Origin of the sequence: Actinomadura sp. KC345 (assembly GCF_004348515.1) — a bacterium.
In the GTDB taxonomy this organism is placed as follows: Bacteria; Actinomycetota; Actinomycetes; order Streptosporangiales; family Streptosporangiaceae; genus Spirillospora.
The window spans coordinates 24,875-43,887 of record NZ_SMKH01000027.1; the positions used below are offsets into that span (position 1 = coordinate 24,875).

Consider the following 19,013-nt stretch of genomic DNA (forward strand, 5'->3'; position numbering starts at 1 on the left):
CTTCCCTGACATTTCGGTCGTATTCGGGACAAACACGTCAAGACTGGGTGAGGCCCGCGCGGTGGAGGGCGGTGCGGATCTTCGCGCCTTCGGGGTCGCCGGCACGGACGAAGGCGGCCGGCGTGCCGAGCGGGGCGGGGACGGTCAGGCGGAGGTCGCGGGTGCGGTCGCCGTAGGAGCGGCCGGTGAAGACGTTGGTCCAGCGGCCGGCGGGCAGGTGCACCGCCACGCTGGACGCGCCGGGCTTCAGGACCGGGGCGACCAGGCGGTGGTGGTCGCCCAGCGGGGTGTCGACGGCGGTGTAGCCGCCGATGTCGGTGTGGTTGAGCGTCATGCCGGAAACGCCCGCCGACAGCATCCCGTGGAGCGCGGATGCCAGGCCGTCCTGGGCGTCCCAGCCGACGAGCTGGTCACCGGCCCAGAACAGCGGCGCGTGGGCGGGCGAGCCGGTGTAGGCGGCGCGCATGAAGGAGAGGCAGTCGGGTTTCCCCGCCAGCGCGCAGGCGCGGCGGTTGACCTTCGCCCACTCGACCGGCCGGCGGTTGTGCAGGTCGGCCGGGGAGCCGGCGTGGAGCCTGGCGTCGAAGGGCAGGGCCTCACCGAAGTCGGCCATCCAGCCGTCCGCGCCGGCCCCGGCGACCTCGGTCGCGATCGCCCGCGCGTACCAGTCGCGGGCGGCGGGGTTCGTGAAGTCGACCATCGCGGCCGAGAACTCGCTCTGGTCGAGCATGTACGGCGACCCGTCCGCCCTGGCGACCAGGTAGCCGCGGTCGCGGGCCTCGGCGAACAGGTTCCGGGGCACCCCGCCGGGCTTCCCGGACGGGTCCACCAGGAAGGGGTTGACGTAGGTCAGCACCTTGATCCGCGCCGGTGCAGGTCGCTCACGAGGGCCCCCAGCCGGGGTAGCGCTCGCGGTCGAGCTGCCACGTCCACCAGAGCCGGTCGCCGAACGACGTGGTGCGTCGCCCGCTCCAGTCCTGGAGCCACACCGCCGAGATCTTCGTTCCGGCGGCGGCCATCCGCTCGACGGTCCGGCGCACCTTCGCGGTGCCGCCCTGGAGGCCGAGGACGGCGCCGTCGCGCGTCCAGGCGGGCAGCGCGCCCATCCGCCCGGTCGCGGCGGTGTGCGCGGCGAGGATCTCGGCGGGACCGCGGCCCGTGTACAGCTCGGCCTGCTGCCGCGTGCCCCACGTCTGGACGACGGCCAGCCCGTCCTGCGACAGGTCGAAGATCGAGTAGCGGCTGCCGGAGAGCGCGAATCCCCGGTCGGCGCTGGTGACGTAGAACGGCATCGGCGCGTAGGTGGTGTCCCACGCGCCGCCCTGGCCCGAGACCAGGTCGACCATGGTGGTCAGCGACTGCCGTCCGCGTCCGATGCCCTGTTCGCGGACCACGATCGGTACCCGGCGTCCGGCCAGGTCGAAGGGGGCGAACTGCTCGCCGAACCCGTGGAACCGCTCGCCCCGCCCGCGCTGCGAGGCGAGCGCCACCGCGTCCGGCGGGCGGTCGACGCCGGCGCCGGTCACCGTGCCGACCGTGAGGTCGACGGCGGCGCGGTTCTCGCCGGACGTCAGAGGAAGCACGACGACCGGCAGGAGAACGACCGCCAGGAGAACGACCGCCAGCAGCCTGTACCGCACTTTCACCACGGCCCCCTTGGACGGGACGAACGCGCGGAGGCGACCTGCGCGTTTGACACTTATACATCGTGTGTCACACCGTCAACAAGACATGATCGCAGCCGAGAACCCCACGTGGCGCGGCGCTCACGCGGGGTGCGGGATCGAGTGGTGTCAGTGCAGCTTGATGGCTATGCCCGACATGCCGAGCTGCTCGCCCGGGGTGAGGTTGCCGGGGTCGACGGGACCGTCGGGACGCCACAGGGCCGTGTAGGTGACGCCGGGGTCGACGAGCTCGAAGTCGCCGAACTGGGCCTCGATCTCCGCAGGCGTGCGGGCCCAGCCCTCTTCGAGGTTCTCGCGGGTGATGCGGGCGAGTTCCTGCTGCTGCGGGATGCCGGTGTCGACCAGGGACGTCATGAACAGGTGACTGCCGGGGACGAGGACGTCGCGGTAGGCGGAGACCACGTCGTCGACCACGTCCGGGGACAGGTAGTGCAGCATCCCGACCAGCATGATCACGGCGGGCCGGGAGAAGTCGAGGAAGCCCTTCACCTCGGGCGCGGACAGGATCGCCTGCGGGTCGCGGACGTCGCCGGTCATCACCCTGGTGACCTGGTCGCTGGCCAGCAGGGCTCGCCCGTGCACCGCCACCAGCGGGTCGATGTCGACGTAGACGACGCGCGCGTCCGGGTTCTCGCGCTGGGCGACCTCGTGGGTGTTCTCGACCGTGGGCAGCCCGCTGCCGAGGTCGAGGAACTGGTCCATCCCCGCGTCCCGCGTCAGGTAGCGGATGCCCCGGACGAGGACCTTGCGGTTCTCGACCGCCGACTCCCGCAGCCCGGGGATGAACTCGCTCGTCTGGTCGGCCAGGGCGCGGTCCACGGCGAAGTTGTCCTTGCCCCCGAGCAGCGCGTCGTACGCGCGGGCGATCGTGGGCTTGTTGAAGTCCAGCTCGGCCGGAGGCCACTCCGGAGTCTCGTCCGCCATGGTCACCCTGTCCAGATCGTGGTGCGGTTCCTGGATCATGGTAATTGAGTGCCCCGGCCACCGTAGTCGTTCCGGTGATGATCGAGCCAGGGGAACCGTTGCGAACCCGAAACCGACATAAACTGAACCGGCGGAACAATGGGGCGATCTCATACGTGCATGGACGCAACTCAGGTAGACCGACAAGGACGGCAACGTGTACCAGACCCGCGCCGAATTCAGGCGCGCGTCCGCCGCGCCGCGATGCGAATAGCGGCGGCCGTTCAAGCGGAGGCGGCGTCTTCCGCGCGTCCGCCGCTCCGGCCCCACACCTGTGTGACCAGAGCGGCGCCGCCGCCCATCAGCGCGACGCCGAGCGGGACGTGGAGGGCGGTCTCGCCCCCGCTGCCCAGCGCTACCTGGACGCCGACGAGCACGGCGGTCACCAGGCTCATGAGCAGGGGGCGGGCCGACCCGCCGGCGCGACGCACCAGCAGCGCCGCGACGACGGCGACGAGCACGGCGGCGACGACGACGCCGCTGGCGGCCTCATGCACGTCGCGGCCGTTCTCGGCGCCGTCCAGGAGCTGGCCCGCGGTGACTCCCTGGAGCAGCATGCAGGTCGCCAGGAAGGCCGTGGCCGCTTTCAGCAGCCCGTGGAAGCGCGGTGGGGCGGCCGTGGCCGGTTCCAGGTCGGGACGGACGGACCGGGATGACATCGTTCACTCCTTGCTGCTGGCGGCGAGGCGGCGGCCGGCTGAGGCGGACGCCTCGTCCGGCGGGGCAGGGCGTGAGTGGACCGCGGTGTACCGGCCCCGGGCGTCCATGGCGATCCGCCCGGTCTCGCGGCCGTGCGTCCTGTCCTGGCGCTCCCGCCGGGTCAGATGGCGGCAGATCCGGTCGGTGACGACGAACGCCGCCGCCGGCCCCGCGAAGACCGCGACGCGGAAGAACCAGGTGACGGTGAACAGGTCGAGGTGGAAGTTGAGGGCGATCTGGTCGTTGGCGGCGGCGAGCCACAGCAGCCCGTAGAAGGTCATCCCGGCGACGCCGGCCGCGGTACGAGCCGGACGGTCGCGCGGACGGTCCAGGACGTGATGTTCGGCTCGGTCGCCGGTGACGACCGCCTCACCGAGCGGCCACAGCACCAGGGCGGTGAAGAAGACTCCCGGGACGAGGACCGCGGGGATCAGGACCGCGAGCGTGAGGGGGTGCCCGGCGACGTCGAACTCCCAGCCGGGCGTGATCCGTATCGCGCCGTCCAGGAAGGCCATGTACCAGCCGGGGACCGCGCCGGCGGTGATCGCGCCGGGTTCGAACGGTCCGAACTGCCAGATCGCGTTGATCTGGACGAACCCGCCCAGCAGCGCCAGCGTGCCGCAGGTGAACAGGAACATCGCGATCGCGGCGGGCCGGGGCGCACCGACGATCGCCGTACGCGCGCGGGCGACGTGGTGCGAGCCGAGGCGGCGCGCGGCGGAGGTCGCGGCGAAGCGGGTGTGGCCGTGCCGCCGGCTCACCAGGCGCCGCCGGTACGCCAGCGCCCCGCCGATCGCCAGCGGCAGGATCAGGATGTGCAGCCAGTAGACCCGCTCGATGATGACCTCGCCGGGGAAGTCGCCGCCGAAGACGAATCGCGACAGGCGGGTGCCTGCGAACGGGATCGACTCGATGACGCTCTTGGTCAGCAGCAGGCTTCCACCCGACAGCATGTCGTCGGGCAGGATCGTCCCGCTCAGCGAGGCGACCATGCCGATGACGAACAGGCCCACCCAGACCAGCCAGTTGAGGAGCCGTGGACGGCGGAATCCGCCGGTGAAGAACAGCCGGAGCAACTGCAGCGCGATGGAGGCGCAGAAGATCAGCGCCGCCCAGTGGTGGATCTGCCGCACCAGCAGCCCGCCCCGTACCTCGAACGACAGCTCCATCGTCGAGGCGTAGGCCCGCGAGACCGGTACGCCCTGGAGCGGGCCGTAGGGGCCGTCGTAGGGGGCGCGTGCCATGGACGGGTCGAAGTAGAAGGTCAGGAACACGCCGGTGACCACGAGCACCGCGAACGAGTAGCCCGTGATCTGCGCGAACATGAAGGTCCAGTGGTCGGCGCGGGAGCGGTACCGCCGCGTCGCGCCGGGCCCGCCGGCACCGCCCCGCGCGCCCTTCACCAGCTCCGTGCCGGTCGAGAACCATTTCCCGGCGATCCGGCCGGGCGTCGCCGAAGGTCCGCGCGGCATTTCCCGGTCACGTGTATGTGCCATGATCCCTTCCATGACGGTGCCCGCCGCTCATCGGGCCGGGCGGGATTCCATGCCCAGTAGACGGAATGGCCCGGCGATGCGTGACACCTTCATGAAAGCGACGTCGGTCACATCGGCGACGCGCGAAGTCCTACGTGGTGCGGAGCGCCCTCAGCGATTCCTTCAGGGAACTCACCGTGCCGAAGACGGCCGTGGGCTCGTAGCCGCAGTGGGCCATGCAGTTGGCGCAGCGCGGGTCGCGGCCCCGGCCGTAGGACTCCCAGTCGGTCTCGTCGAGGAGTTCCTGGTAGGTCTGCGCGTAGCCGTCGGACATCAGATAGCAGGGGCGCTGCCACCCGAAGAGTGAGTACGACGGGATCGCCCAGGCCGTGCAGGGGAAGTCGACCTTCCCTTCCAGGAAGTCCAGGAAAAGCGGAGAGTGGTTGAGCCGCCACCGTTCGCGGTTCCCGCCGGAGAACGCCTTCCGGAACAGTTCCCGCGTCTCCTGTACGCCGAGGAAATGCTCCTGGTCGGGCGCCTTCTCGTAGGCGTAGCCCGGTGAGATCATCATTTCGTTGACCCTGAGGTCGTCATTGAGGTAGTCGAGGACCTCGATGACGGTCTGCGGGGTGTCGGTGTTGAAGAACGTCGTGTTGGTGGTGACGCGGAACCCGCGGCGCTGGCATTCGCGGACCGCGGCGACCGCGTCCTCGAAGACGCCCTCCTTGCAGACGGACTCGTCGTGGCGTTCCTGGAGGCCGTCGATGTGCACCGACCACGCGAAGTAGGGCGACGGCTTGAACCTGTCGAGCTTCTTCGGGATGAGCAGCGCGTTCGTGCACAGGAAGACGAACTTCCTGCGCTTGACGAGCTCGCTCACGATCTCGTCCATCTGCGGGTGCATCAGCGGTTCACCGCCCGCGATGGACACCATGGGCGCGCCGCATTCCTCGATGGCGGCGATGGCCTGCTCGACCGGCATGCGCCTCTTCAGCACGTCGGCGGGATGCTGGATCTTCCCGCAGCCCGCGCACGCCAGGTTGCAGGCGAACAGCGGCTCCAGCTCGACGATCAGCGGGAACCTCTTCCTGCCGCGGAGCTTGTTGCGGAGGATGTAGCCCCCGATTCGGGCGCTCTGGCGCAGCGGCATGCTCATGACTCTCGAACCTCCTTCGCCCCTCCCAGATAGCGGCCGAGGGCGCTGATCGGGAACACCAGCCGGTAGAGGTGGTAATTGATGTAGAAGTCGCCGGGGAATCCGGTGCCGGTGAAATGCTCCTCGTCCCAGTTCCCGTCCTGGCGCTGATGGTCGACCAGCCACCGGACGCCGCCCTCCACGGCCGCCGAGCGCTCACCGGCGGCGAGCAGCGCCAGCAGCGCCCAGGCGGTCTGCGACGGCGTGGACGCGCCCCGCCCGATCCAGGACGCGTCGTCGTAGGAGCGCAGGTCCTCGCCCCAGCCGCCGTCGCCGTTCTGGTGCTCCTCCAGCCACGCCACGGCGCGGCGGATCGCGGGCTTGCCCGGACGGACGCCGGCGGCGATCAGCGCGGGCACCGCGCTTCCCGTCCCGTAGACGTGGTTGGCCCCCCAGCGCCCGAACCACGACCCGTCCGCCTCCTGGGCCTTCAGCAGCCACACCACGGCCCGCTTGACCACGGCCGTCTCCGCGAGCCCCTCGCGGGAGAGCGCTTCCACGACGTGGGCGGTGACGTCCGCGGACGGCGGGTCGATGACCGCGCCGAAGTCGCAGAAGGGCAGCTTGGTGCACAGTTCGCGGGTGTTGTCGGCGTCGAACGCAGCGAACCCGCCGTCACGCGAGGCCATCCCCGACAGCCAGCCGACCGCGCGCCCGATCGGCCGCTCCGCGCCCGGGAGGCCCGACTTGCGCAGCGCCAGGATCGCCTCGGCGGTGTCGTCGGTGTCGGGATAGACGTCGTTGTCGAACTCGAAGGCCCAGCCGCCGGGCGCGAGGCCCGGCCGCCGCACCGCCCAGTCCCCCGGCCCCCGGACCTCCTCTCCGACGACCCAGCGGGCGGCGCGCGCCATCGCGGGGGCATCGCCGGGCAGCCCCGCGTCGGCGAGGGCGTTCATGGCCAGGACCGTGTCCCAGACCGGCGACTGGCACGCCTCCAGGCGGCGGCCCTTCTCGTCCCGGATCGTGAAGCGGTCGAGCCCGGCGATGCCGCGCGCCATGACCGGGTGATCGAGGCCGTAGCCGAGTTCGTGCAGGGCCATCAGCGAGTACACCCACGGCGGCTGGATCCCGCCCCAGCAGCCGTCGGCCTCCTGGCGGGCGACGATCCACTCGGCAGCCCGGCGCAGCGCGGCGGTCCGCAGCGGGCGCACGGGCCGCCGCTCGTACACGTGCAGGACGCGGTCGAGCGTCTCGAACGCCCGCCCCCAGCCCTTCGCCTCCCGCGCCGGGCGTGCGCCGCCGCGCAGCTCGGGCAGGTCGAACGGCAGGGCCCGGACGGGACGCAGCGACCCGAGCACCGTGAGCGGGACGATCGTCTGCCGCGCCCAGCACGCCCAGTCGTAGACGTTCAGCGGGACACGGCTCGGCAGGAACATCAGCTCGGGCGGCATGACGGGCAGGTCGTCCCAGGACCACTGCCCGAACAGCGCCAGCCAGATCCGGGTGAACACCCGGCTGCCCTCGACTCCGCCCGCCTCTCGCGCGTAGGCGGCGGCGCGCCTCATGTGGTCGGCGTCCGCCGGATCCCCGGCCAGCCGAAGGGCGACGTACGCCTCGATCGTCGTGGACGGGTCGGGCGGGCCGCCGAAGAAGTTCGCCCAGGTCCCGTCGGCGCGCTGCCGCGACCGGATCCAGCGCGCCGCCTCCCGCGTGTCGCCGCCCGTGCGGATGCCGAGGAACTCGCGGAGCAGCAGGTCCTCGGCGTCCATCGTCACGTTCGTCTCCAGCTCCGCCTTCCACCAGCCCTCGGGCGACTGCAGACCCAGCAGGTGGTCGCGGGCCGCCTCGACGGCCGCGGCGGCGGCTCCGGTGAGTCCGGAAACGTCGGTCGTGGTCATGCGCGCTCCTTCTCGTCCGCGTTCGTGGTGAGGGTCCGTGTCGGTGGTGAGGATCCGTGTCGAGGGCACCGGGGTCAGTGGTCCCGGGAGGTGACGAACAGCGCGATGTCGCGGAACTCGGCGCGGACGTGGTCGTCCATCCCCGAGTCGGCCAGGTACCGCTCGGCCGCCGCGACGCGCCGGTCCGCCTCCGCCGCGGCCCAGTCCCGCCCGCCGGCCGCCTCGACCAGGCGCGCCATCTCCTCCAAGGCGTCCTCGGACGGCTGCTCCGGGCGCGCGTACAGCTCCGCGAGCCGGGCGGACTCGGCGGTGCCGGCGTTCAACGCGAAGACCACCGGAAGGGACTTCTTGCGGGCCCGCAGGTCCGACAGGACGGGTTTGCCGGTGGTGTCCGGGCTCCCCCAGATGCCGAGCAGGTCGTCCACGAGCTGGAACGCCACGCCCATCTCGGACCCGAACCCCGTCAGCCCGGTGACGAGCCGCGCGGGCCCCTCGCCGAGCATCGCACCGATCGAGCAGGCGCAGGCGAGCAGCGCCCCGGTCTTGTCCGCCGCCATCGCCAGGCACTCGTCGAGGGTCACGTCGTCGCGCTGCTCGAACCCGAGGTCGAGCGCCTGGCCGGTGATGAGCCGCTGGGTGGCGGCGGTCAGCGCCCGCGCCGCCCAGTGCGCGCCCCGCGAGTGCTCGTCCAGCAGCAGGTTCTCCGACAGCGCCAGCAGCGCGTCGCCGCCGAGGATGGCGGCCGACGGGCCGAACACCGTCCACGCGGCGGGACGGTGCCGGCGCGTCCGGTCGCCGTCCATGATGTCGTCGTGCAGCAGCGAGAACGCGTGCACGAACTCGACGGCGACCGCGCCGGGCAGCGCCGTCTCCTGCGGCGTCCCGGCCGCGCGGGCCGACAGCAGCGCCAGCGCGGGGCGCAGCGCCTTGCCGCCCGCGGCGGCGGGCCTGCCGTCCTCGTCGGTCCAGCCGAGGTGGTAGGCGACGACGCGGCGGGTCCAGGGGTCCAGGCGGTCGGCGGAGACGCGCATCGCCCGGTCGACCAGGGCGCGCCCGTCGGTGATCGGTGCCGGGACGGCGGTCATCGGCCGGTCACCTCTTCGGCTCCGGCCCGCCGAGCGGTCTCGCGCAGGTGCCGCCGGACGAGGCGGGCGGCGGTGAGGCCACTGCGCACGGCTCCCTCCATCGTGTCGGGCCAGCCCGTGTCGGTCCACGCGCCGGCGAGGAACAGCCACGGCAGCCGGGTCGCGGACCCGGGGCGCAGCGCGCCGCTGCCGGGGCTCTGGCGGAAGGTGGCGTGCCGCTCCCGCGTCACGAAGAAGTCGGTGACGCGGGCGCGGCGGGCGGCCGGGAACAGCCGTTCCAGCGCGGCGAGGTACACCTCCCGCAGCTCCGCGGTGGGCGTGTCGATCCAGCTGTCGGCCGCCGAGACCGAGACCGCGAGGTACTGGCCGCCGGTCAGGCCGCTCACCCCGGTCCGGTCGAACACCCACTGGACGGGCGAGCCGACCGCCGCGACGAACGGCTCGTCCATGACCGGCCGGTCGTAGACGACGTGGACGTTGACGATGGGGCTGGACCCGAGGCCTGCCCAGCGCGATCGGTCGGGGCACGCCTCCGGCGGGACGAGCGAGGCCGCCGCCCGGTGCGGGACCGCCACGACGACGGCGTCGGCGCCGGCCGGGGAGCCGTTCACCAGAAGCTTCGGCCCGGCCACGACCGCCGACACCTTCGCCCCGAGGTGGATCCGGCCGCCGTCCCGTTCGATCTTCGCCGCCGCGATCGTCCCGTGCAGGTCGCCGAGCGGGACGGACGCGACGCCGATGTCGGCGGCGTCGGAGCGGCCGAGCAGCGCCGTCTGGCACACCATGGCGGCGGGGCCGAGCGCGGCGTCGTCCAGCCCGATGTTGAGCGCCGCCGTGACGAACAGCTCCCAGAGCGCCTCCCTGGCCCGAGGCCCCTGGCCGTGGCCGGCGAGCCAGGCGCCCATGGCGAGGCCGTCGAGGGACGGGTCGTCCGGGTCGAGGCGGTCGAGCGCCAGCGAGGCGCGGACGGCGCGCAGCCGGTCGGCCGGTGGGAGCAGCGCGTAGCGGGCGAGGGCGGGCACGAAGTGCAGCGGGCCGGGCGCCTTGGCGCGGCGGAGCCGCCCGGCCGGACCGTCCGGGTCGAGGACGCGGACGTCGAAGCGCTCCTGGACGCTGACGCGGTCGAGCGCGTCCAACCTCTCCAGCAGCCCCCGGTACGCGGTGCAGCATTTCAGGAAGATGTGCTGCCCGTTGTCGACGGTGAGCCCGTCGCGGTCGAACGAGTGCGTGGCGCCGCCGAGGCGGGGGCGCGCCTCGTAGAGGGTGGTCCGCACCCCGGTCTCCTGGAGCGCCAGCGCCGTCGTGATCCCCGCGAGGCCGCCGCCGACGACGGCGACGTGGGCTCCGCCGCTGTGGCCGCCGTTCACCGGCGGGTCCCCGCCATCGCCCGCGCGGAGACGGCGGCCTTCTCCCAGCCCGGCAGGGACGTCCGCGTCTCCAGGGCCGCGAGGGGGTCGGCCGTGATGCGCTTCAGCAGGCGCCGGTAGATGCCCGCCATGGCCCCGGTGCAGGCGGCGCTGCGGCGGTCGAGCATGGGCAGCAGCTTCAGCCCGGTGCCGTACCACTCCTCGGCCCGGGTCGCCTCGAACCGGACGAGCGCGACCAGCCGGTCCGGCGGGTCGGTCAGGCGGCCCGCCTCGTCCCGGTGCAGCGTGCACCCGAAGCGCGCGAGGTCCTTGGCCGGGAGGTAGACGCGTCCGTTCGCCCCGTCCTCCTTGACGTCGCGCAGGATGTTCGTCAGCTGTAACGCGACGCCGAGCGCGTCGGCGCGCGGCACGGCCGTGCCCGGGTCGGACGTCCCGAACACGCCGAGGGACAGCCGGCCGACGGTGCCGGCGACGCACCGGCAGTACCAGAGCAGGTCGTCGAAGGTGTCGTAGTCCTCGCCGCGGACGTCGGCCTCGCAGCCGTCGATGAGCTCCCCGAAGGCGTCGAGCGGGATCGGCCGGCGGCCTGCCGCGTCCGCGAGCGCCGCGAGCACGAGATCGGACGGATGGGCGCCCGGGTCGGCGAGCCGCGCCCGCTCGTCCGCCAGCCTCGCCAGTCGCTCCGGAGCGGGCGCGTCGTGGTCGTCGCCGATGTCGTCGATCCGCCGGGCGAAGGCGTAGACGGCGCTCAGCGCACGCCGTTTCGGCGCGGGCAGCAGGCGGATCCCGTAGGAGAAGTTGCGCGCCTGCGTCCGGACGACGTCCTCGCAGTGCCGGTAGGCGGCGGCCGCACCCACGCCGGCTCCGTCCATCTCGTCATCTCCTTCCCAGAGTCCGCGACCACTCGGCGAGCAGCCGTGCCTTCCTCGGTCGTGGCGGGGCGCTCAGGACGTCGTAGGCCCCGCGCTCCAGCGCCGCCAGGGTGGCGAGGCCGCCGGCCACGTACCCGGCCACGGCGACCCGCGCGAACCCCTGGAGCCGCCCGGTGAGCACCGCGCCCTCGTCGAGGAGGCGGCGGGCCCGCCGCGCCTGGAGGGCGAGGACGCCGCGCAGCCGGGTCGGGGTGAGCGCGGCCTCCAGGTCGCCCTCCTCGCAGCCGAACCGGCGCAGGTCGTCGGCCGGGAGGTAGATCCGGCCGTTCCGGTAGTCCTCGCCGGCGTCCTGGCATTGCTCGATGATCTGGAGCGCGGTGCACACCTTGTCGGACAGCGCGAGCCGGTCCGGGGTGGCGGCGCCGAACACGTGCAGGACGATGTGCCCGACCGGGTCGGCGGACATCGCGCAGTAGCCGAGCAGCTCGTCGTACGTGCCGTAGCGGGAGACGACCTGGTCCTGGCGGTTGGCCTGGAGGAGGCGGTGGAACGGCTCCGCCGGGATCGCGCAGCCGGCGACCGTGCGGGCCAGGCCGCGCATCACCGGAAGCTCCGGCTCCGCGCCCGCGTAGATCCGGCCGAGGTCGCGCTCGACCAGGTCGAGCAGCGCCGTCCGCTCGCCGGGCGGGGCCTCGTCGCCGATGTCGTCCACGAGCCGGGCGTAGCCGTAGACGTTCAGCAGGTTCGCGCGGTGCCGCGCCGGCAGCAGCCGCGTGGCCACCGGGAAGTTCTCCCGGGCCTGGAGTTCGTCCCTGGTCCGGCGCTCCTCGGCCTCGTTGTGCAAGCGCTCGCTGACGGACATGGCGTTCCTTCGAGAACGGCGGCGGCGTGAGGCGTCAACGGTGCCCGGTAACCGGGTGATCGACCGGTAAACATGGGCGCCGCGGGAGCCCCCTGTGGCGTACGTCCCCGAACCGCCGGGCAAACCCTCCCGAACGCCCCGCATTTATCCGTGTAGGCCGGAAGTGGTCAGGCGGGAATATGTGATCGCCTCGGCGTCCGCGGTGGTCAGTCCGCGGTGATCAGTAGGTGCCGAGGATCCCGGCGAGGATCTGCGGGGTGTGCTCGGGCGGGGCGGCCTCGGTCACCAGCGTGTTGAAGACGTGCCAGTGGTGCTCGATCTCCGGCCACCGGCTCGGGTACACGGCGCTGTTGGCCCGCTCCAGGTACACCATGTCGGGCAGCCCCTGCTGCGGGAACCGCACGAGCGTGAGGGGCCCGTCGCCGGCGACCCGCCCGCAGATCCCGAACGGCGCGATCTGCACGGTGACGTTCGGCCGCCTGCACAGCTCGACGATGTGCCGGATCTGGGCCCGCATCGTCTCCGGCTCGCCGATCGGGCGCCACAGGGCCGCCTCGTCGAGCACGGCCCACAGGTTCAGCGGGCGCGGGCGGCGGCGCAGGACGCGCTGCCGCCGCATCCGGAACTCGACGCGCCGCTCGACCTCCGGCGCCGGGCTGACGCGGCGGATCAGCGCGCGGGCGTAGTCCTCGCACTGCAGCAGGCCGGGGACGAACTGCGCCTCGAACGTGCGGACCAGCCTGGCCGACTGCTCCGCGCTGAGGTAGGGGCGCACCCACGGCGGGACGATGTCGCCCTCGCCGTACCACCACGGCCGCGCGGTGGTCTGCGCGGCGAGCGCGAGCAGGGTCGCGCGCTCGTCGTCGTTCACGCCGTAGCCGGTGAGGAGGGCGTCGATGTCGCCGGGCCTGCATCCCGAGCGGCCCAGTTCCAGCCTGGAGATCTTGGAGGTGGACCCGCCGATCGCCCGGGCCGCCTCCCGCCGGGTGATCCGGGCGGCCTCGCGCAGCGCCCGCAGCCGCCGGGCCAGCAGCATGCGGGGGACGAGCGGGTCACCCTGCGCGTCTATGGGCTGTCTTCTGCCGGTGATCGAGACGGAGGCCAACGGGGGCTCCTCATCGGGACAGGCGTGGACGAACGACTCACTATACCCTCGCACAGCGCGTCGGACGCGGAACGGTGGGCGATGTTCGAAGGAACCCTGTTCTCGGCCCGCCGCGGCCCGTCATCCCTCCGCGGCGGGACATGGCTCTGCGTCAGGGTTTACGGGCCACGCCGCACAGCGTCGGGACCACCTCGGCGTCGTCGGCCTCCGGGCGCCACGCGTTGACCGTCACGAGCCCCGGCTCCTCCAGCTCCAGGCCGTCGAAGTAGCGGGAGATGAACTCGCGGCTGCGCAGCCGGAACGGGATGGCGCCGGTGGCGTCGTAGGCGCGCTGCGCGGCGTTGAAGTCGTCGTCGGTGTCGGTGCAGTCGTCCAGGATGAGGTAGCTGCCGGACGGGAGGCCGCCCACCAGCCCGTGCGCGACTCGCAGCGCCTCGTCGGGATCGACGATGTGCCCCATGACGTTGACCAGCAGCAGCGCGACGGGCCGCGAGAGGTCGAGGGTCTCGGACGCCCTGTCCAGGATCGTCTTGGGGTCGTGCAGGTCGCAGTCGATGTAGGCGGTGCGCCCCTCGGGGGTGCTGGTCAGCAGGGCACGCGCGTGGGCGAGGACGAGGGGGTCGTTGTCGACGTAGACGACCTTCGCCTCGGGGGCGGCGCGCTGGGCCATCTCGTGGGTGTTGTCGACGGTGGGCAGTCCCGTCCCGCAGTCCATGAACTGGCGGATGCCGCGTTCGCGGATCAGGAACCTGATCGCGCGGTCCATGAAGTAGCGGCCGGCGCGGGCGAGCGGCACGATGCCGGGGTACAGCGACTTGTACTCGTCGCCGGCGATCCGGTCGATCTCGTAGTTGTCGGTGCCGCCGAGCCAGTAATTCCAGATCCGCGCCGACTGCGGAACGTCAGTGTTGATCTTCGTCTCCGACCCCTGTTCCGGGCCGCGGGGGGCATCCGTCATCGGTCTGACGCTCCTTTCGGCGGTACGGCCGTCCTCTCATCGGCAAACCTAGCCCCGCCGATACGGGGGCGGCCAGATACCCGAAATTCGGGCCTGTCCGTTTTTCCTTTGAGGACATTAATGAATACGCAGAGTGGGCAGGACTCCGAGGTCGGCGTGACGGCGGTGACCAGGGGGATTCCGGTGGAGTCCGGCGTGCCGCGCCGCGGGCCGGCCGGACGGTCCGGACGAAACGATCACTTACGGACGCGCCAGGATGCCGTCACCGATCCGCACCGCCTTCACACCTCGCCGACCAGGCATTTTCCATCGCAACAATTCCGGCATTTACCGCATTTATCTCTGCGGCGGAAAACGGGCGCCGAGGTGGCGGCGTTCAGCGCCCGGCCCAGACCGCGATCGCGAGCGCCACGCGGTCCTCGAACTGGAGCGGGTTGTGGCCCGTGAGCCTCTCGATCCGGGCCAGCCGGTGGCGGAGCGTGTTCGGATGCAGGAACAGGGCGCGGGACGTGGCGCCCACCGCGCCGCCCATGTCGAGGAACGTGCGGAGCGTCTCGGTGAGGCGCGTTCCGTGCGCGACGTCGTACTCGCTCAGCGGGCGGGCGATCTGGTCGACGAACGGGGCCAGCTGCTCCTGCGTGAGGCGTCCGAGGAGCGCCGGGAAGGTGGCCAGGTCGGAGGCGTGGACGACGCCGCCGGTGCGGCGCGCGACGTCCAGCGCGGACAGGCACTCGGTCATCGAGAGCGGCAGGTGCTCCAGGGGTCCCGGGCTGCCGATGCCGGCGGGCTCGGCCCAGGCGTGGGCGTCGTTGCTGATCAGGATGGCGGTGTCGTCGTCCACCCCCAGCAGGCCCGGGAAGTCGACCTCGGGGACGTCCATCGCGATCGCGAGCAGCGAGGCGTGGTCGAGCCCGCTCTCGTCGATCCGGGGACGGAGCACCTCGGCGGACGCGAGCCCCTCCCGGACCATGCGCAGCAGGCGTCCCGTCTCCTCGCGCTCGTGCCGCTCGTCGCGGGTGGAGGCGAGCCGTTCGGCGAACCACTCGGTGAAGCTCAGGAACGGGACCTCGGGCGGGACCTCCATGAGCGGCAGGCCGAGGCGGTCGCAGACCCGGCACAGCGCCTCGGGCGCCTCGTCCGTCACGTCGCCGATCCCGTAGCCGATCGCGCTGGCGCGGCTGGCCCTGACCGAGTCGGCGAACGAGGTGCAGGTCTCCGGGTCCCGCAGCGACGCGCCGACCGTCAGGACGATCTCGTTGCCGCGCAAGTAGGGGCCGGGGTCGAGCAGCTCGGTCGAGTGGGCCCAGCGGATCGGGCGGTCCAGCCCGCCCTCCCCGGCGACCAGGCGCAGCCGGAAGCGCGGCACCTCCAGGAGCTGCCGGACGGTGAGGCGCAGCACCGCGGGATCGCTGGTCACAGCCTCAGCCTCTCACCCCGGGTGCCGGTCGTCCCATGATCGTGACCGTGATTTTGGAGAAGGGCACGACAGTTCGGGCGTGCCGCGGTGCATTTGACCAAGAAAACGCCGTGACCCTTGCCACCTGGCGGTACAGCGGGTTTGCCTGAAGGCCTGTCCGAGACCCGTTCGGAGGTTCGATGCGAGAACGAGTCGCCCTCGTCACCGGGGCCGCGAGCGGGATCGGCGCCGCGATGGTACGCGAGCTGGCCGGGCGCGGCTGGACGACGGCCGCCCTGGACCTCAGCCCCGCCGACGACGCCTCCCACTCGGTGGGCGTCGACGTGTCGGACCCCGCGCAGGTGCGGGCGGCGGCGCGGCGCATCGAGCGCGAGCTGGGCCCGATCGAGGCGGCCCTGTGCGCCGCCGGGCACTACGCGATCGTCCCGGTGTCCGACATCGCCTGGCCGGACTGGCAGCGGATGCTGCGGGTGCACCTGGGCGGGGTGGTGAACGTGTGCAAGGCCGTGACGCCGGGGATGGTGGAGCGCGGGCACGGCAGCGTCGTCGCGGTCACCTCGGAGCTGGCGATCGGCGGCGCGGACGCCGAAGCCCACTACGCGGCGGCGAAGGGCGCGGTGATCGGCTTCGTCCGGTCGCTGGCGGCGGAGCTGGCGCCGTCCGGCGTGCGGGTGAACGCGGTGGCGCCCGGCCCGACCGACACGCCGCTGCTGTCGGCCGACTCGCCCTGGCGCCGGCCCGCCTACCTTCAGGGCCTCCCGGCGGGGCGGCTGACGTCCCCCGAGGAGGTCGCGCTCGCCGCCGCGTACCTGGTCGAGGACGCGACGTTCTGCGCCGGCGAGATCCTGTCCCCCAACGCCGGGGCGGTGATCTAGATGACGGTCGCGCTGATCACCGGGGCCGGCGGCGGCCTCGGCACCGCGATCGCGCGCCGGCTCGCGGCCGGCGGCCATCTCGTCGCCCTCAACGACCACCCGGACCGGGACGTGGCCGGCCTCGCCGCCGAGCTGGGCGGGGTGGCGGTGCCGGCGGACGTCTCCGATCCCGCGGCCGTCGACGCGATGGTCGAGGAGGTCGAGCGGCAGACCGGCGAGCACGCCGGGCTCCTCGTCGCCGCGGCGGCCTACATGACGATGTCGCCGTTCGCCGAGCACGACCTGGACGACTGGTGGCGCATCGTCGACGTCAACCTCGGCGGGACGTTCGCGTGCGCGCAGGCCGTGCTGCCCGGGATGGTCGAGCGCGGCGGCGGCCGGATGGTGCTGGTCTCGTCCGAGTGGGGGCTGATCGGGTGGCCGGACGCGACCGCCTACTCCGCGTCCAAGGCCGGGATGATCGCGCTCACCAAGTCGCTGGGCCGCGAGCTCGGGCCGCTCGGCATCGCGGTCAACGCGATCGCGCCGAGCGTGATCGACACCGCCCAGCTCGAGGTGGACGCGAAGGCCGCCGGGGTCACCGTCGACGAGATCCGCGCCCGGTACGCCGAGCGCGTGCCGTTCGGCCGCATCGCCTCGCCCGAGGAGGTCGCGGAGTCGGTCGCGTTCCTCGCCGACCCCCGGCTCCCCACGCTCGTCGGCCAGATCCTGCACGTCAACGGCGGCACCACCAGGTCCCGCGCGTGACCCCCCGGAAAGGAACCCGATGGAGCCGGTGGACCAGGACCCGGTAGAGCAGAACCCGGCCGAGCGGGAGCCGGTGGGGCAGGTGGACGCGCTGGAGATCCCGCGGTTCGCCGGTCCGGCCACGTTCGCCCGCCTCCCCCGCCGCACCGACGTGCCCGGCTACGACGTGGCCGTGGTCGGGGTCCCGTTCGACAGCGGCGTCTCGTACCGCCCGGGGGCGCGGTTCGGGCCGGCGTCGGTGCGGCAGGGGTCGCGGCTCCTCAAGCCCTACAACCCGGCGCTGGACGTGCTGCCGTTCGCCTCGCAGCAGGTGGTGGACGCCGGGGACCTCGCCTGCAACCCGTTCGACATCGGCACCGCGATCAGGCAGGTCGAGGCCGGGCTGCGGGAACTGACCGGGGACGGCGGCCGGGCCGTCACGATCGGCGGCGACCACACGATCGCGCTTCCGGCGCTGCGGGCCGCGCACGCGCTGCACGGCCCGATCGCGCTCGTCCACTTCGACGCGCACCTCGACACCTGGGACACCTACTTCGGCGAGCCGTACACGCACGGCACCCCGTTCCGCCGCGCCGCCGAGGAGGGGCTGCTGATGCGGGACGCGAGCGCGCACGTCGGCATCCGCGGCCCGCTCTACGACCCGATGGACCTGGTGGACGACGCCGCGTTCGGATTCACGATCGTGCACTGCGCGGAGCTGGACGACATCGGCGCGCGGGGCGTCGCCGAGCGGGTACGGGCCCGGGTCCAGGACGCGCCGGTGTACCTGTCGGTCGACATCGACGTCCTCGACCCCGCGTACGCTCCGGGGACCGGGACGCCCGACAGCGGCGGCATGACCAGCCGGGAGCTTCTGGGGATCCTGCGCGGGCTGGCCGGGCTGGACATCGTCGGCGCGGACGTGGTGGAGGTCGCGCCCGCCTACGACCACGCCGAGATCACCTCCATCGCCGCCGCCACGGTGATCTACGAGATCCTGAGCCTGCTGGCGAAGGGCCCGGCGTGACCGGCGCCCTGCGCACCGCCGACCCGGTCCGGTGGCCGGGGGCGGCGACGTCGGCGGCGTCGTTCGCCTTCGACGTGGACGCGGAGTCGGCCGTGCTGAGCGTCCAGCCGCGGGCCGCCGAACGGCTGAGCGTGCTGAGCCACCAGGTGTACGGGCCGCTGACGGGGCTGCCGCGCCTGCTGCGGATCCTCGACCGGCACGACGTCCGCTCGACCTTCTTCGTGCCCGGCCACACGGCGCACCGCCACCCGGACGCCGTCCGCGCGATCGTGGACGGGGGCCACGAGATCGCGCACCACGGCTACCTGCACGAGCCGCTGGCCGGGCCGGACGGCGCCGTCGACGAGCGGACCGAGGCGGAGATCCTCGACCGGGGCCTGGACGCCCTGGAGGAGGTCGCCGGCGTCCGCCCGGAGGGGTACCGGGCGCCGATGTGGGAGCTGACCCACGCCTCGCCGCGGCTGCTGGCAGAGCGCGGGTTCCTGTACGACTCCAGCCTGATGGACGCCGACGTCCCGTACGAGCTGGACACGGGCACGGGCGCGCCCATCGTCGAGATCCCCGTCCACTGGGGCCTGGACGACTGGGAGCAGTACTGCTACCTGCCGGACGTCTCCGGGTCCGGGCTGATCGAGAGCCCGGTCAAGGCCGTGGAGATGTGGCGGGCCGAGTTCGAGGCGCTGCACCGCGACCACGGCTGCTTCGTCCTGACCGCGCATCCCTTCCTCTCGGGGCGCCCCGGCCGCGCCGCCGCGCTGGAGGGGCTGATCGAGCACGTCGCGTCCCGCCCGGACGTGTGGCTGGCCCCGCTCGGCGAGATCGCCCGGCACGTCCGCTCGCTGAACCTGCCTCCCCGCGCGATCC

Annotated in this window: 18 protein-coding genes; 4 read left to right on the top strand and 14 right to left on the bottom strand. The window is 72.9% G+C overall.

The annotated features are described in order from the left end of the window. Positions 1-37: 37 nt before the first annotated feature. From E1281_RS07180 to E1281_RS07245, 14 genes are all read right to left on the bottom strand, one after another. Positions 38-856, bottom strand: coding sequence for a TIM-barrel domain-containing protein (locus tag E1281_RS07180; RefSeq protein WP_165958813.1), 819 nt, complete (start codon positions 854-856; stop codon positions 38-40). Positions 857-881: 25 nt separating this feature from the next. Further along, entirely contained in the window at positions 882-1,646 is a 765-nt protein-coding gene (locus E1281_RS07185; protein ID WP_131876360.1) for a hypothetical protein, read from the bottom strand. A 147-nt stretch (positions 1,647-1,793) separates the two neighbouring features. Continuing rightward, entirely contained in the window at positions 1,794-2,648 is an 855-nt protein-coding gene (locus E1281_RS07190; protein ID WP_347813272.1) for an SAM-dependent methyltransferase, read from the bottom strand. A 224-nt stretch (positions 2,649-2,872) separates the two neighbouring features. Further along, a complete protein-coding gene (locus tag E1281_RS07195; protein ID WP_131876361.1) occupies positions 2,873-3,307 on the bottom strand; it encodes a hypothetical protein in 435 nt (144 codons plus the stop codon). 3 nt (positions 3,308-3,310) lie between these two features. Further along, entirely contained in the window at positions 3,311-4,843 is a 1,533-nt protein-coding gene (locus E1281_RS07200) for a cytochrome b N-terminal domain-containing protein (RefSeq protein WP_165958814.1), read from the bottom strand. A 130-nt stretch (positions 4,844-4,973) separates the two neighbouring features. Beyond that, the gene (gene hpnH, locus E1281_RS07205) at positions 4,974-5,978 is read right to left on the bottom strand and encodes an adenosyl-hopene transferase HpnH (protein ID WP_131876363.1); all 1,005 of its coding nucleotides are present in this window, start codon (positions 5,976-5,978) and stop codon (positions 4,974-4,976) included. Continuing rightward, entirely contained in the window at positions 5,975-7,855 is a 1,881-nt protein-coding gene (shc, locus tag E1281_RS07210; protein WP_131876364.1) for a squalene--hopene cyclase, read from the bottom strand. The genes hpnH and shc overlap by 4 nt, the downstream gene beginning before the upstream one ends. Before the next feature lie 74 nt (positions 7,856-7,929). Beyond that, positions 7,930-8,940, bottom strand: a complete 1,011-nt coding sequence (locus E1281_RS07215) for a polyprenyl synthetase family protein (protein WP_131876365.1) — start codon at positions 8,938-8,940, stop codon at positions 7,930-7,932. After that, positions 8,937-10,307 carry a hydroxysqualene dehydroxylase HpnE gene (hpnE, locus tag E1281_RS07220; RefSeq protein WP_131876366.1) on the bottom strand — a complete coding sequence of 457 codons (1,371 nt, stop codon included), beginning with the start codon at positions 10,305-10,307 and terminating at the stop codon, positions 8,937-8,939. The genes E1281_RS07215 and hpnE overlap by 4 nt, the downstream gene beginning before the upstream one ends. Then, positions 10,304-11,179, bottom strand: coding sequence for a presqualene diphosphate synthase HpnD (hpnD, locus tag E1281_RS07225; RefSeq protein WP_131876367.1), 876 nt, complete (start codon positions 11,177-11,179; stop codon positions 10,304-10,306). Before hpnD ends, hpnE begins: the two co-directional genes overlap by 4 nt. A 4-nt stretch (positions 11,180-11,183) precedes the next feature. Next, entirely contained in the window at positions 11,184-12,041 is an 858-nt protein-coding gene (hpnC, locus tag E1281_RS07230) for a squalene synthase HpnC (protein ID WP_131876368.1), read from the bottom strand. Positions 12,042-12,261: 220 nt separating this feature from the next. Then, positions 12,262-13,146 (bottom strand): helix-turn-helix transcriptional regulator, encoded by an 885-nt coding sequence (locus E1281_RS07235; RefSeq protein ID WP_243716678.1) that lies wholly within the window; start codon positions 13,144-13,146, stop codon positions 12,262-12,264. Positions 13,147-13,297: 151 nt separating this feature from the next. Continuing rightward, positions 13,298-14,104: an SAM-dependent methyltransferase gene (locus E1281_RS07240; protein ID WP_131876369.1), complete on the bottom strand. Its 807-nt coding sequence runs from the start codon at positions 14,102-14,104 to the stop codon at positions 13,298-13,300. A 376-nt stretch (positions 14,105-14,480) separates the two neighbouring features. Continuing rightward, on the bottom strand, positions 14,481-15,521 hold the full coding sequence (locus tag E1281_RS07245) for a PucR family transcriptional regulator (protein ID WP_131876370.1): 1,041 nt from the start codon (positions 15,519-15,521) through the stop codon (positions 14,481-14,483). Positions 15,522-15,700: 179 nt separating this feature from the next. Here E1281_RS07245 and E1281_RS07250 point away from each other — a divergent pair, with 179 nt between their 5' ends. The 4 genes from E1281_RS07250 to E1281_RS07265 form a co-directional block, all read left to right on the top strand. Beyond that, the gene (locus tag E1281_RS07250) at positions 15,701-16,396 is read left to right on the top strand and encodes an SDR family oxidoreductase (RefSeq protein WP_131876371.1); all 696 of its coding nucleotides are present in this window, start codon (positions 15,701-15,703) and stop codon (positions 16,394-16,396) included. Next, positions 16,397-17,143: an SDR family oxidoreductase gene (locus E1281_RS07255; protein ID WP_131876372.1), complete on the top strand. Its 747-nt coding sequence runs from the start codon at positions 16,397-16,399 to the stop codon at positions 17,141-17,143. Between the two features lie 19 nt (positions 17,144-17,162). Continuing rightward, entirely contained in the window at positions 17,163-18,149 is a 987-nt protein-coding gene (speB, locus tag E1281_RS07260) for an agmatinase (RefSeq protein WP_131876373.1), read from the top strand. Then, positions 18,146-19,013, top strand: an 868-nt coding sequence (locus tag E1281_RS07265) for a polysaccharide deacetylase (protein WP_207943157.1), incomplete at its 3' end; no start/stop codon positions are given. The genes speB and E1281_RS07265, both read left to right, overlap by 4 nt.

Bases quoted from the DNA above. Each gene is read 5' to 3' on its own strand.
- E1281_RS07200 (WP_165958814.1), bottom strand. From the start codon at position 4,843: ATGGCACATACACGTGACCGGGAAATGCCGCGCGGACCTTCGGCGACG.
- speB (WP_131876373.1), top strand. From the start codon at position 17,163: ATGGAGCCGGTGGACCAGGACCCGGTAGAGCAGAACCCGGCCGAGCGG.
- hpnD (WP_131876367.1), bottom strand. From the start codon at position 11,179: ATGGACGGAGCCGGCGTGGGTGCGGCCGCCGCCTACCGGCACTGCGAG.
- E1281_RS07190 (WP_347813272.1), bottom strand. From the start codon at position 2,648: ATGATCCAGGAACCGCACCACGATCTGGACAGGGTGACCATGGCGGAC.
- hpnH (WP_131876363.1), bottom strand. From the start codon at position 5,978: ATGAGCATGCCGCTGCGCCAGAGCGCCCGAATCGGGGGCTACATCCTC.
- E1281_RS07195 (WP_131876361.1), bottom strand. From the start codon at position 3,307: ATGTCATCCCGGTCCGTCCGTCCCGACCTGGAACCGGCCACGGCCGCC.
- E1281_RS07215 (WP_131876365.1), bottom strand. From the start codon at position 8,940: ATGACCGCCGTCCCGGCACCGATCACCGACGGGCGCGCCCTGGTCGAC.
- shc (WP_131876364.1), bottom strand. From the start codon at position 7,855: ATGACCACGACCGACGTTTCCGGACTCACCGGAGCCGCCGCCGCGGCC.
- E1281_RS07255 (WP_131876372.1), top strand. From the start codon at position 16,397: ATGACGGTCGCGCTGATCACCGGGGCCGGCGGCGGCCTCGGCACCGCG.
- hpnC (WP_131876368.1), bottom strand. From the start codon at position 12,041: ATGTCCGTCAGCGAGCGCTTGCACAACGAGGCCGAGGAGCGCCGGACC.
- E1281_RS07250 (WP_131876371.1), top strand. From the start codon at position 15,701: ATGCGAGAACGAGTCGCCCTCGTCACCGGGGCCGCGAGCGGGATCGGC.
- E1281_RS07240 (WP_131876369.1), bottom strand. From the start codon at position 14,104: ATGACGGATGCCCCCCGCGGCCCGGAACAGGGGTCGGAGACGAAGATC.